The organism is Pseudomonas sp. 22085 (assembly GCF_052045815.1).
Classification (GTDB): domain Bacteria; phylum Pseudomonadota; class Gammaproteobacteria; order Pseudomonadales; family Pseudomonadaceae; genus Aquipseudomonas; species Aquipseudomonas glycinae.
In genome coordinates this window covers 89,206-102,263 of record NZ_JBQEQA010000014.1, presented here as the reverse complement: position 1 = coordinate 102,263, position 13,058 = coordinate 89,206, and the positions used below count along the sequence as shown (strand labels likewise).

Annotated in this window: 7 protein-coding genes; 3 read left to right on the top strand and 4 right to left on the bottom strand. The window is 61.1% G+C overall.

Annotated elements, in window-relative coordinates; translation table 11 throughout:
• Positions 1–141 precede the first annotated feature (141 nt).
• Positions 142–1,536, top strand: a complete 1,395-nt coding sequence (locus ACTJK7_RS18535) for a class II fumarate hydratase (RefSeq protein WP_440780191.1) — start codon at positions 142–144, stop codon at positions 1,534–1,536.
• A gap of 122 nt (positions 1,537–1,658) precedes the next feature.
• Here the strand turns inward: ACTJK7_RS18535 and ACTJK7_RS18530 are convergent, their stop codons facing one another.
• A complete protein-coding gene (locus ACTJK7_RS18530; protein ID WP_064383413.1) occupies positions 1,659–2,618 on the bottom strand; it encodes a DMT family transporter in 960 nt (319 codons plus the stop codon).
• 215 nt (positions 2,619–2,833) lie between these two features.
• Between ACTJK7_RS18530 and ACTJK7_RS18525 the strand changes: the two genes are divergently transcribed.
• Positions 2,834–3,028, top strand: a complete 195-nt coding sequence (locus ACTJK7_RS18525) for a DUF6316 family protein (RefSeq protein WP_064383415.1) — start codon at positions 2,834–2,836, stop codon at positions 3,026–3,028.
• Between the two features lie 40 nt (positions 3,029–3,068).
• Here ACTJK7_RS18525 and ACTJK7_RS18520 read toward each other — a convergent pair whose 3' ends face one another.
• Together ACTJK7_RS18520 and pap are read right to left on the bottom strand one after the other, a co-directional pair.
• On the bottom strand, positions 3,069–4,253 hold the full coding sequence (locus ACTJK7_RS18520; protein WP_108562945.1) for a thiolase family protein: 1,185 nt from the start codon (positions 4,251–4,253) through the stop codon (positions 3,069–3,071).
• A gap of 102 nt (positions 4,254–4,355) precedes the next feature.
• Positions 4,356–5,870, bottom strand: a complete 1,515-nt coding sequence (gene pap, locus ACTJK7_RS18515; RefSeq protein ID WP_064383418.1) for a polyphosphate:AMP phosphotransferase — start codon at positions 5,868–5,870, stop codon at positions 4,356–4,358.
• A 172-nt stretch (positions 5,871–6,042) separates the two neighbouring features.
• Here pap and mnmC point away from each other — a divergent pair, with 172 nt between their 5' ends.
• Positions 6,043–8,022, top strand: coding sequence for a bifunctional tRNA (5-methylaminomethyl-2-thiouridine)(34)-methyltransferase MnmD/FAD-dependent 5-carboxymethylaminomethyl-2-thiouridine(34) oxidoreductase MnmC (mnmC, locus tag ACTJK7_RS18510; protein WP_108562946.1), 1,980 nt, complete (start codon positions 6,043–6,045; stop codon positions 8,020–8,022).
• Positions 8,023–8,042: 20 nt separating this feature from the next.
• Here the strand turns inward: mnmC and ACTJK7_RS18505 are convergent, their stop codons facing one another.
• Positions 8,043–12,878 carry an NEL-type E3 ubiquitin ligase domain-containing protein gene (locus ACTJK7_RS18505; protein WP_440780193.1) on the bottom strand — a complete coding sequence of 1,612 codons (4,836 nt, stop codon included), beginning with the start codon at positions 12,876–12,878 and terminating at the stop codon, positions 8,043–8,045.
• Between the last annotated feature and the right edge of the window lie 180 nt (positions 12,879–13,058).

Genomic DNA, 13,058 nt, shown 5'->3' with positions numbered 1-13,058 from the left:
GCCTGAATAACGCTGCGGCTCAACCCCTGGCCCTTGCCGTGCTTGATTGGCGGGGGCCGGCGGGTCAACAATCGAAGGGATGGAACCACCCGGCGTGAGCCGGGCCTAAACTGCGCAAACAGACCAACAGGAGTGTGCACGATGAGCCGTATCGAAACCGACAGCCTGGGCCAGATCGAGGTCCCGGACGACGCTTACTGGGGCGCTCAGACGCAACGCTCGCTGATCAACTTCGCCATCGGTCAGGAACGCATGCCATTGCCGGTACTGCACGCGCTGGCCCTGATCAAGAAAGCCGCGGCCCGGGTCAACGACCGCAACGGCGACCTGCCCGCCGACATTGCCCGCCTGATCGAACAGGCCGCCGACGAAGTGCTCGACGGCCAGCACGACGACCAGTTCCCGCTGGTGGTCTGGCAGACCGGCAGCGGCACCCAAAGCAACATGAACGTCAACGAAGTGATTGCCGGGCGCGCCAACGAACTGGCCGGCAACCCGCGCGGCGGCAAGACGCCGGTGCACCCCAACGATCACGTCAACCGCTCGCAGAGCTCCAACGACTGCTTCCCCACCGCCATGAGCATCGCCACCGCGCAAGCGGTGCAGGGCCAACTGCTGCCAGCGATCGCCGAGCTGTCGGGCGGACTGGCCGAACTTTCGGCGCGGCACATGAAGCTGGTGAAGACCGGCCGCACCCACATGATGGACGCCACGCCGATCACCTTTGGTCAGGAGCTCTCCGGATTCATAGCGCAGCTGGATTACGCCGAACGGGCGATTCGCGCGGCGTTGCCGGCGGTCTGCGAACTGGCGCAGGGCGGCACTGCCGTCGGCACCGGACTCAACTCGCCCCACGGCTTCGGCGAAGCGATTGCCGCCGAGCTGGCGGCGTTGTCCGGCCTGCCGTTCGTCACCGCGCCGAACAAGTTTGCCGCCCTTGCCGGTCATGAACCATTGACCACCCTTTCCGGCGCCCTGAAAACCCTCGCCGTGGCGCTGATGAAAATTGCAAACGATCTGCGCCTGCTGGGCTCCGGCCCACGAGCCGGGTTCGCCGAAGTGCGCCTGCCGGCCAACGAACCGGGCAGCTCGATCATGCCCGGCAAGGTCAACCCGACCCAGTGCGAGGCGTTGTCGATGCTGGCCTGTCAGGTGCTGGGCAACGACGTGGCGATCGGTTTCGCCGCCAGCCAGGGTCACCTGCAACTGAACGTGTTCAAACCGGTGATCATCCACAACCTGCTGCAATCGATCCGCCTGCTGGCTGATGGCTGCAGCAACTTCCAGCAGCATTGCATCGCCGGTCTTGAGCCGGATGCCGACGTCATGGCGAAACATCTGGAACGCGGCCTGATGCTGGTGACGGCGCTCAACCCGCACATCGGCTACGACAAGTCGGCGGAAATCGCCAAGAAAGCCTACAGCGAAGGCAAGACCCTGCGCGAAGCCGCGCTGGAGCTGGGTTATCTGACCGATGAGGAGTTCGATGCCTGGGTGCGGCCGGAGAACATGATCGAAGCCGGCGCCAAGGGCTGAGATTTTCAGCGTCTGTAAGTCAGTCTTCGCGAGCAAGCGCGCTCCCACTTTTAACCGCATTCCTCACATGGGATTGCGGTCAAGTGTGGGAGCGGGCTTGCTCGCGAAGAACGATGACTCGGTTAACCTGCTGCCATGCGCATCCGCCGGGCCTTGAGCCCGGCAATCAACGAAGGCCCGAGCGCCACCAGCGCCGAACCCAGCACCACCAGCACCGCCCCGCCATACCCCAGCAGATTGATTTGCTCGGCATGCACATATTCAGGCCACACTCTGGCCGCCACGGCCACCGCACCGAACGTCACCAACGGCGTGATCGCCAGCGTCGCACTGACCCGCGAAGCCTCCCAATGCGCCAGCGCTTCGGCAAACGCGCCGTAGGCGATCAGGGTGTTCATGCAGCACGCCAGCAGCAGCCAGCCCTGCAACGGGCTCAGCGACAGCGCTTCGAGCGGACGCACCCAAGGCGTCAGCAACAGGGCGCAGAACAGGTAGATCACCATCATCACCTGCAGCGAATTCCACACCGTCAGCAATTGCTTCTGGCCCAGTGCGTAAAAGGTCCAGACGGTCGACGCCAGCAGCACCAGCAATACGCCAGCGGTGTAGTCAGACAACGACGTGAGCAATTCCGCCAGACGCTGATTGAAGAACAACGCAAAACCGATCAGCAGCACTGCCAGGCCAATGCCCTGACCAATACTGAAGCGTTCCTTGAACACGAACAGGCTGGCGATCAGCAGCATGATCGGCCCCATCTGCACCACCAGTTGCGCGGTGCCGGGGCTGAGCCGGTTCAGGCCCATCAGGTAAAGCACGTAGTTGCCCACCAGCCCGAGCACCGCCATCAGCACCAGCCAGCCGCCCTTCGGCCCGAGCACCTTGCGACTCGGCAAGCGTTTGGTCGCCGCCAGATAAACGAACAGACAGCCGCCGGACACCAGCAAACGAAACCAGGTCACCGTGACCGGATCCATCACTACCAGCACCTGTTTGAGCTTGATCGGCAGGATTCCCCACAGAAACGCCGTCAATAACGCCAGGAACATGCCGTACACCCAACGACCCGATGAAACGTGCATGAGAACCCCAAGCGCCAGAGACAGGAGCGCTCATTCTAGGCGCACAGACCCTGCGCGACACAGGGACAGTTGCGCTCCGGCCGCAAATGAAACTGTGCAGGTCGCAGCAGAAAATTGACGATGGGCCGTTGATCGGCCAGCCGGGCGAGGTAAGTGGTTCAGGCATAAGCTTCTTGGATCCAGCCCGGGACATCACTCACCAAGGAGACCCCGACATGTTAGGCATGCGCGCCCAGGACACCGCCCCCGCCACGCACTTTCGCAGCGACCGCGTGTGCCGGGTCAACGGCGAACTGTATTTCAGCACCCGGGAAAACACCCTCGAAGGGCCGTTCGACAGCCACGAGAAAGCCGAGCAGGAAATCCGCGCGTACATCGCGCGGATGCAATTGATGGATGCCAGCAGGTAAGCCGCGATTACGATTTGCCGGTCAACGTATCATTCAAGGCCTAGCGTACGGCCTCAAACAACCCGGTCGCGCCCATCCCCCCGCCCACACACATGGTCACGATTCCGTAGCGCAGATTGCGCCGCTGCAACTCGCGCACCAGATGCCCGACCTGCCGTGACCCGGTCATGCCGAACGGGTGACCGATGGAAATCGAGCCGCCGTTGACGTTGTACTTCTCGTTGTCGATTTCCAGCCGGTCACGGGCGTACAGGCACTGCGAGGCGAACGCTTCGTTCAATTCCCACAGATCGATGTCTGCTACCTGCAAACCCTTGGCCTTGAGCAACTTCGGCACCGAGAACACCGGGCCGATGCCCATTTCGTCCGGCTCGCACCCGGCCACGGTAAACCCACGGAAAAACGCTTTCGGCTTGAGCCCCAGTTGCAGGGCTTTTTCCAGGCTCATCACCAGCGTCATCGAGGCGCCGTCGGACAACTGCGACGAGTTGCCGGCGGTCACCGACCCGTCCTCGGCGAACACCGGTTTCAACCCGGCGAGACTTTCATAGGTGGTGTCCGGGCGGTTGCAGTCGTCGCGATCGACCATGCCGTCGAGGATCTGCACGTCACCGCTGTTCTTGTCTTCAACGCGGTACTTCACCGCCATCGGCACGATTTCATCGTTGAACAGGCCGGCTGCCTGCGCTTGGGCGGTGCGGATCTGACTTTGCAGCGAGTAACGATCCTGAGCCTCGCGGCTGACGCCATAACGGCGCGCCACCACTTCGGCAGTCTGGCCCATGGTGTAGTAGATGCCCGGCGTCTGCTGCTTGAGCAACGGGTTGATCAGGTGATCGGTGTTGACGCTTTTCAGGGTCAGGCTGATCGACTCGACGCCGCCGGCGACGATGATGTCGCTGCAACCCGACGCGATCTGGTTGGCGGCAATCGCAATCGCCTGCAAGCCCGACGAACAGAAACGATTGAGAGTCATGCCGGCGGTGCCGGTGCCCAGTTGCGAGAGCACCGCCACGTTGCGGCCGATGTTGTAGCCCTGAGCGCCTTCGTTAGAGCCGGCGCCGACGATGCAATCCTCGACGCTGGCCGGGTCGATGTCGTTGCGCGAGAGCAACGCATTGACGCAATGGGCCGCCATGTCATCGGGACGGGTCTGGTTGAACTTGCCGCGAAAGGACTTGGCCAGGCCGGTCCGTACGCTGTCGACGATCACCACTTCACGCATGGCATACCTCATTGTTGCAGTCGGTTGAGAGTGGACCGAGCATAAGTCCACCCAATCGCCGACCGCGACAATCATTCACCTCGCGTATGCGGGCCCATCGGTTCAGTCCTTGTGCTTCTTGGCTCGCTTGTCGGATTTTTCGAAAGCCTCTTCCAGGGCACGATTGATCGTGCGCAACACCTTGACCCGGGCCCAGCGCTTGTCATTGGCCTCGACCAGCGTCCACGGGGCAATTTCGGTGCTGGTGCGATCGACCATGTCGCCCACGGCGGCGCGATAAGCGTCCCACTTGTCACGGTTGCGCCAGTCGTCTTCGGTGATCTTGAAGCGCTTGAACGGGATTTCTTCACGCTCCTGAAAACGCTCCATCTGCGTGTCCTTGTCGATCGCCAGCCAGAACTTGACCACGATCACTCCGGCGTCAGCCAGTTGCTCTTCGAAATCGTTGATTTCGCCGTAGGCGCGCATCCAGTCCGCCGTGCTGCAAAAGCCCTCGACCCGCTCCACCAGCACCCGTCCGTACCAGGAACGATCAAACACGGTGAACTTGCCCCGCGCCGGAATGTGCCGCCAGAACCGCCACAGATAAGGCTGCGCCCGCTCTTCTTCGGTCGGCGCGGCAATCGGCACGATGTTGTACTGACGCGGATCGAGTGCCGCCGCCACCCGACGAATCGAACCGCCCTTGCCCGCCGCATCGTTACCTTCGAACACCGCCACCAGTGCATGCCGACGCATGCGTTTGTCACGCATCAAACCCGACAGCCGCGCCTGTTCGGTGATCAGTTGTTCTTCGTAGTCTTTCTTCTCAAGACGCTGGGTCAGGTCTAGGCTGTCGAGCAGGTTCAACTGGTCGACGGAAGTCCCCAGCGGTGCAGCGTTGACCTCATGGGGATGCACATCGGGACGCTTCAGCGCATTTTGCAGACCTTCGAGCAGGATCTTGCCGACTGTCAGGCTGCGGTAATACGGGTCGACACCCTCGATGACATGCCACGGCGCGTAATCGCGACTGGTGCGGCGCAACACGCGCTCGCCGTACTTGACGAACTTGTCGTAGGTTTGCGACTGCTGCCAGTCCAGCGGACTGATGCGCCAGCTGTGCAGCGGATCGTCGGCCAGCGCCTTGAGCCGCGCCTTCATCTGCTTCTTGGACAGGTGGAACCAGAACTTGAAGATCAGCGCGCCTTCATCGCAGAACATCTTTTCCATGCGCTCGGCGCCGGCAATCGCCTGATCCAGACGCGGATCCTTGAACAGGCCGTGTACCCTGCCCTGCAGCATCTGGCTGTACCAGTTGCCGAAGAAAATCCCCATCCGCCCCTTGGCCGGCAGCATCCGCCAGTAGCGCCAGGCCGGTGGCCGCGCCAGCTCTTCATCGGTCTGTTGATCGAAGGTGCGTACTTCGATCAGGCGCGGATCCATCCACTCGTTGAGCAACTTCACCGTCTCGCCCTTGCCGGCGCCTTCGATGCCGTTGATCAAAATGATCACCGGGAAACGCTTTTGCTGCTGCAACTCGAACTGGGCTTCAAGCAAGGCTTCACGCAGGGCGGGCACGGCGGCTTCGTAGGTGTCTTTGTCGATGGCGTGACCGATTTCAGCGGATTCGAACATGGGACGGCTCCTTCCAGGATTCAGCAAGACTAGCGGATTGGGCTCTGACGCGGCACAGAAATTCCCGCCGGCGGCGGATTGTCCTTGAGTCATCTGCGGCAAGGTTTGCCATGGATCAAGCGCCGCCCGCGTGATCGGCTAGAATGGCCGCCTTGCCGTTGCCGAGCCTGCCATGAAACCTGTAATGCCCCACGCCCAACTCGACTGGGATGACCAGGGACGCCCGCGTTCGCGAGTGTTCGACGATGTGTATTTTTCCGACCAGTCGGGGCTGGATGAAACCCGCTACGTGTTCCTTGAACAGAACCGTCTGGCCGAGCGTTTTGCCGCGTTGTCGGCGGGTGGGCGACTGGTGATCGGTGAAACCGGCTTCGGCACCGGGCTGAATTTTCTCTGCGCCTGGCAGTTGTTCGAACAGCACGCGGTGGCCGGTGCGCGACTGCATTTTGTCAGCGTCGAAAAATTTCCGTTGAGCCCTGCCGACCTGCAACGGGCGCTGGCGTTGTGGCCCGACCTGAAGCCATTCTCCGATCAGTTGCTCAAGCATTACGTGGCAATCCATCAGGGCTTTCAGCGCATTGTTCTGGATAACGGTCGCGTAACCCTGACCCTGTTGATCGGTGACGCGCTGGAGCAGTTGCCGCAACTGGATGGCCAGATCGACGCGTGGTTTCTCGACGGTTTCGCCCCGGCGAAAAACCCGGAGATGTGGACTGCAGAACTGTTCGCCGAGCTGGCCCGGCTGGCGGCCCCCGGCTCGACCATCAGCACGTTTACCAGCACCGGTTGGGTGCGACGCCTGCTCAACGCCGCCGGCTTCAAGATGAAACGCACGCCGGGCATCGGCCACAAATGGGAAATCCTGCGCGGCGAATATCTCGGCTGGCCCGAGGGTGTTGCGCCACCTGCGGCGGCAAAACCGTGGTTCGCCCGCCCGACACCGTTGACAGGTGACCGTCGAGCCCTGGTGATCGGCGCCGGTCTGGCCGGTTGTGCCACGGCGGCCAGCCTCGCGGCGCGGGGCTGGCAGGTCAGTCTGCTGGAACGGCATGACGCGGTGGCACAGGAAGCGTCGGGCAATCCGCAGGGCGTGCTGTATCTGAAACTGTCCGCCCATGGCACGGCACTTTCGCAGTTGATCGTCAGCGGTTTCGGCTACACAAGGCGCGTGCTGGAAACCTTGCAGCGTGGCACCGACTGGGATGATTGCGGGGTGCTGCAACTGGCGTTCAATGAGAAGGAGCGCGAGCGTCAGGCACAACTGGCAGCCGCGTTTCCCGAAGACCTGCTGCAATGGCTCGATCAACCCGAGGCACAGGCCCGCGCCGGAATCGGTCTGGCCCATGGCGGCTTGTATTACCCCGAGGGTGGCTGGGTACATCCGCCGGCGTTGTGTCAGGCGCAATCGGCACAGCCGGGCGTCACACTGCTCCCCCATCAGGAAGCCGTCGAGCTGCGCAAAGTGGGCGATCAATGGCAAGCCTTCGACGGTAAACGATTGATTGCAACAGCGCCCGTCGTGGTGCTGGCCGGTGCCGCCGAAATCAAGCGTTTTGCCCAGAGCGGCGAGCTGCCCCTCAAGCGCATTCGCGGGCAGATCACCCGCCTGACGCAGACTGCGCAAAGTCAGGCGCTGGCCACCGTCGTGTGTGCCGAAGGTTATGTCGCACCGGCACGGTGGGGCGAGCACACCCTCGGCGCCAGTTTCGACTTCAACAGCGACGACCTGACCCCGACCACCGCCGAACACCTGGGCAATCTGGCGATGCTCGAAGAGATCTCCACCGATCTGGTCGCGCGCCTGCACGTCAGCGAGCTCGACGCCGAAAGTCTTCAGGGCCGGGCAGCCTTTCGTTGCACCAGCCCCGATTACCTGCCGATGGTCGGCCCGCTCGCCGACCGCGAAGCGTTTACCCGGGTCTACACCGCGTTGAGCAAGGATGCACGGCAGGTGCCGGACGTGCCTTGTCCCTGGCTCGACGGACTGTACGTCAACAGCGGTCATGGCTCCCGAGGTCTGATCACCGCACCATTGTCCGGTGAACTGCTTGCGGCCTGGCTGGACAACGAACCGCTGCCCCTGCCCAGAAGTGTCGCAGAGGCGTGTCATCCGAACCGGTTTGCCTTGCGGCGACTGATCCGGGGCAAATGAGCGGATCATCGGGAGAATGATCAACCAGCGGGCAACACGCAGAGGTTGCCCTCCAGCAGCCGCAACACCTGGTCGGTCAGTTGCTCGAGCAAGGCGCTTTCCGTTCGCTCCTGTCGGGCGGCACACAGGTTCATCTCACTCAGGTAGTCGGCCGAGCTGAGTGTTTCAGCCTTCTCGAATAACGCCAGTGCTTCCTGTTGGTGAGGTGCGCGCGCATCGTCGAACTGCCGGCTAAAACTGCTTTTCACGTATTCACTCCAGAAGGGCTGGCGAACCAGAAACGCCAACCACTCGGAAGACAGCTCCGCGGTCTGGACTCGATTGATCGCCGCCACCAGATCCGCTCCTGTCACCTGCGCAAGCGAGGCATAACGCATGTGCGAAGGTTGCCCGGGCAGTTCAAGTGCCTGCGCCAGACCGGAGCGGTAAGCCAGCGTCACTTCCAGAGGATCAGCGGCCCCATGTGCCTGCGTATGTTCGGCTGCGATCCGGTCAATCTGCTCAAGCCGGAACAACCCTCGCGCCAGTTTCATGAGCGCCGCCGCAGAAGACCGTTGCCCCCTTGAGACACGGGTCACATGGTGCACTTGCACCGCCACTTCCAGGTGGCTGAAGTTCAACGCCGCATTGTCCGTGCAATTGATCGGATTGGCCGCCAGATCGAAAATCTGCTCCCTCAGTTCGGTATCGGCCTGTGTCGCGTCCAGCACCGTCCAGACCCGCCGGGTCATATCCTCGCGTACGCTGGCGGATTCGGCGGAATTGCCCAGTTCCGCCAGCAGACTGAACAGCCCTTCGGCCCTCGTATCATCCTTGATCGCGTTCCACGTCTGCAGATGCCGGGAGCCCTCCTCCCCTCCCGTTTCAGTCAGCCAGATCGAGCGGGCCTGGTTTTCGTCCAGGCGCGCGATATCGTTATCCAGGTAGCCCATGCCGACTCCGAAGGTCTTCCGGTAGTCATCGAGGTGAATTCTGCTGGCAGCGGAAATCGGGTTGTGACGCAGATTGATGGTTTCACTGAAACGGCGGGGCGTTTCAAAAAGCCAGGCAGGCAGATCGCGTATTTCATTGTCACGCAGGTCCACCCAATCCAGGTTGGGTAGAAACTGCAGGCCTTCGGGCAGTTCTGTGGTGCGGGTATTGCGCAAGGAGAGGTGAGTCAACTCGAACAGACGACTGACATCCACTGTCGCCCCCAGGGGATTGCCACTCAGATTCAGGCTTTGCAGGGAGTACAACCTGGCCAGTTTCACCAGCGAATGCTCGGTCAATTGAATCCTGTTGTTGGCCAGGCTCAGTCGTTTGAGGTTGGGCATATGCGAAATGACCTCGGGCAACAAGGTCAGTTGATTACGGTCCAGTTCCAGCGATTCGACTTGCCTGAAGGCCTTGAGAAAGTAAGCGGCGTCGTTGTCCAGCTGCATGTCCCGCAGCGACAATTGCCTGACATGATCGAAATTCAGGCCGGTCGGCAAGGTCGGAAACTTGCCGAATTGCATGCCGTCGAGTTTCAGACCGTAGACGGGACGCTGAAAGTCATCGGGCAGGAAAACCAGACGTCGAAAACAGTCTTCGATTTCGAACGCCACGATCTGTCGACACTCGTGTACCTCATTCAGATCGCCGCCCAAGGCCTTCATGGCCGTTTCATCCTCGCTCCAGATGTCCAGAACTTCCTGCAGCCGGCGCAGATCCTCCTGCAACTGCCGAACCCGGATCGCCCTGGTCACTGGGTCGCTACCCGCCTGGTCAAGAAACTCATTGGCTTGTACGTCAGTCATCAAGGGATAGAGTTTCTTCACTTTGCGCAGCAGACGCTGCGAATGCCTTGCCGGCCCGACGGGCGAATTGGCGAGCGTACACGCAGGCTCGGAAATGGCCGGTGGCATCCGACCGCCTGCCAACACCCGGGCACAGCCTTCACGCTCATCCAGAGCGCTTGCCAACAGTTTATGGCGCAGGCGCCAGCCATCTTCCGGCTTCGGCTGCGCAAATCCGATGGCCTTGCGCTGCCGCATTGGAAGGCCTTTGAGGATCGCGAGATAGACGTCCTCCGGTCCGGGCACCACTTTGCCGAGCGACTTCCTGTCGCTGCCGAACACTTCGTAACCATTGTCGAGTCGGACCAGCGTGCATGAATTCGAAGTCAAAAACGGTTTCTCGCCTGACGTCTCCAGTACCTCACCGTTGAGTGTGTTGGCCCGCAGTTCAAGGTAGAACTCGGTATTCCAGCCAGCGAGCCGGGGTAACAGGCGCAGCGCCAGTTTCCTGGTATCGGCACTGGCGATGTCAGCCAGGTAAAAGCCGGCCAGCGCCCGATCCACACGGACATCGCTCAAGGCCTGACGGGCCCTCTGTGCCAGGCCCATGGGCACTCGCCCGGTGCTGCGCAGGTGCATCCGCTCGACAGTCGGCGTGCGCCTGAGCAATTCTCGCGCATACCGTACCGGCAGCCCGGGAAAAGCGCTGTGCAGCTTGACCGACTCACCGGCGAGACCACGATCGAACTGCCGGTACAGGTGGTCGAAAACCGAGCGACGATCAGCCTTGACCGCCGCCCCGATCACTTGCGCCAGCTTGACGCTTGCATCAGCCGGGGCAATGTTCGCACCCACCAATGCTTCGGCTTCCCTAGGGTAGATGCCGTCCAGAACGGTTTGCAGCAACTCGCCTTTTTCCAGTTGCTCATGGCTCACGACAATGCTCAGAGTGTCATCGTCAATTGACACAGGAGGATAGGTCGCGGTGAGACGGCCTTTTTCGTCCACGACCTTGATGTAGCGATCGGTCGGCCAGTTGGCGAGTTCGGGCAACGCGTGCAATTGCTCCTGAACATGACGGGCATCGGTTGCCTCGCCCCGTTCCATGGCGGAAACGAAATCACGCAATCTGCGTTCGATGCCAAAGCGCTCGATCATGTCGCGCAAACGCGGGGGCCAAGACAGATTGTCGTCACTCAGACGATGCAACTCATCGAATCGAGTGTCGGTCAACCGCCGGATCATCTCCAGGCGACTGTCCTCGAACCTGCCCAGGCTCGGGTCGATGCGCCTGAGGGTGTAGGCACCGCTCCACTGCTCGCTTTCCTCCCAGGCATGGCGCCAGCCTCCATGTCGATGGGGCTTGAGTGGCGGAGCGTAAGCATCGGGACGGACAGGATGCCGGATACTCCAGGTATCGGAAGCCGGATCATGCACCACCTCATAGAAGCGTTGGTCGACACGGGCAAAAAACCTGTCGTCGCCCCGGTACAAGTCCATGACTTCAGAATCGGGGGCAGCCCCCACCGGTAAGGATTGTTCATATGCTTGCAGGTCCGGCTTCCACAACCGTGACTGCCCCTTCCCATCGAGAATTGCAGTGAATGGCTGGAAGAAATCAGGATGTTTTCGAATTGTTCTGATCGCCAGGGATTTCAAGCCTTTGATGCCGGCCCCCACGACGGCCATCAGGACAAGGTTCTCGGCGACGCTCAGCAGGTGTGAAAACGCTTCCTGACGATCTCCCCGGCTCCAGTCATCGACGCCTTCATATACCTGCGCGAGCATCTGTCCGATGGCAACGCCCATCATCAACTCTCCCAGCACCGGTACGACAAAACCCGCTACGTTAGCCACCGTCATGCCGGCGTCCAGGTAATGCAGCAGGCGTGTCCTGCGCGCCTCCTCGTCGACATCTTCAGTCGGTACAGCGAGCACACGGGCATCGAGTTGCAGCTTGCCGACATGACTCTTGAGCATGAACTCGAACAGAGGACCAGGCATCTCCAATTGCCTGACGTGCCCCAGGCTGCCGGTATCCGCGAAAGTCTTGAAAAAGTCGAGCCTGTCGCCTTCGCCGATGCAATGCGTGAAATAGCTTCTGTAGCTGCCCACCCTCAGCCTGAACTCAAGATACGCCATGAACGCCGTGAAACGGGCGTACTCGTAAAGGGGTTGATCCGGCTCTCCCGGCATGTACACCAGGCACCATTGATCCGGGTCCAGCTCGACCGAAGACTCAGAGAACACCACCACACCCCAGATACAACTGCCGAGCAATTCGATCCCTTGCATGATCAGCGCACGCCCCTTGAACTGAAGGCTTCTGGCAGTGGCGACGCCACCGGCATCAATCAAGCGCTGTATCGTCTGCCCCCCCTCCCGAGAGACGTGTTCCCTCAACATCGCCAGATGCAGGTCCAGTTGCAGCAGTTGTTTTTTCATAGCGGTGATGTCGAGAACCACGGGACCGGTGGCCGCCAGGTTTCCATCCACTTCCTTGACACCGAACACCTGCAGGAAGTGTTGCTGATACCGCTGCCCCAGGTTCAGCTCTCGACAAAAGGCGGCGAACGATGTGGGCGTCAGGCCCGGAACCCCGGCAGGCGCGCTGGAGATCCGTATCACACTGCCCTCGGGGAAATAATCGGGCTGCGCCTCGTCCTCCGTGAAGTTCTGCATCGCGGCCTCGAGCAGCGTGGGCGTGGCGAACGGAATGATCGCCGGACCGCCCCCCGGCGGGACCACGGGCTCGCATCCACAGTAATTGCCGGGCAATTGCAGATGATCTTTCTCGACATTGAACACTGCGTGCCATCGGGCGCTCAGCGCGCGGTTCAACACATCAATGCAAAAACTGTTCAGCGGTTGCAGCCGGTCAAGATGCGTCTCGACTTTCCACTGAATGGCCTGCAGATCACGCGCAGCCTTATCCAGCGCGGCCAGTGTGTCGGCACTGGTTTTGAGCAGCGCGGGAGGCAGGTTTTTCTGCAAGGCCTGGGCCGTGTCCAGATCGCCGGTGGCCTCCAGCAAAATGCTCAGTGTCTGTTCTTCCGTGAGGGTGGCCGGTGTCCCCGATAGCGGTGGAGTGGTCATGGGCAATATTCCTTTATTGCTATTGAGTACCCCCACCCTAGCGATCCCGAGGGCGAATAAAAAACACGAAAACCTGCATGTTCGAGGCGGAAAACCAGCAGCAATCCGTATGTTTTGAATACATATCTACCACCCGCAACCTCAACCCAGATGTTAACGGCCCACCGGTCAGATCGATGT

Coding starts and splice junctions, on each gene's coding strand:
- ACTJK7_RS18535 (WP_440780191.1), top strand. CDS start 142: ATGAGCCGTATCGAAACCGACAGCCTGGGCCAGATCGAGGTCCCGGAC.
- ACTJK7_RS18530 (WP_064383413.1), bottom strand. CDS start 2,618: ATGCACGTTTCATCGGGTCGTTGGGTGTACGGCATGTTCCTGGCGTTA.
- ACTJK7_RS18525 (WP_064383415.1), top strand. CDS start 2,834: ATGTTAGGCATGCGCGCCCAGGACACCGCCCCCGCCACGCACTTTCGC.
- ACTJK7_RS18520 (WP_108562945.1), bottom strand. CDS start 4,253: ATGCGTGAAGTGGTGATCGTCGACAGCGTACGGACCGGCCTGGCCAAG.
- pap (WP_064383418.1), bottom strand. CDS start 5,870: ATGTTCGAATCCGCTGAAATCGGTCACGCCATCGACAAAGACACCTAC.
- mnmC (WP_108562946.1), top strand. CDS start 6,043: ATGAAACCTGTAATGCCCCACGCCCAACTCGACTGGGATGACCAGGGA.
- ACTJK7_RS18505 (WP_440780193.1), bottom strand. CDS start 12,878: ATGACCACTCCACCGCTATCGGGGACACCGGCCACCCTCACGGAAGAA.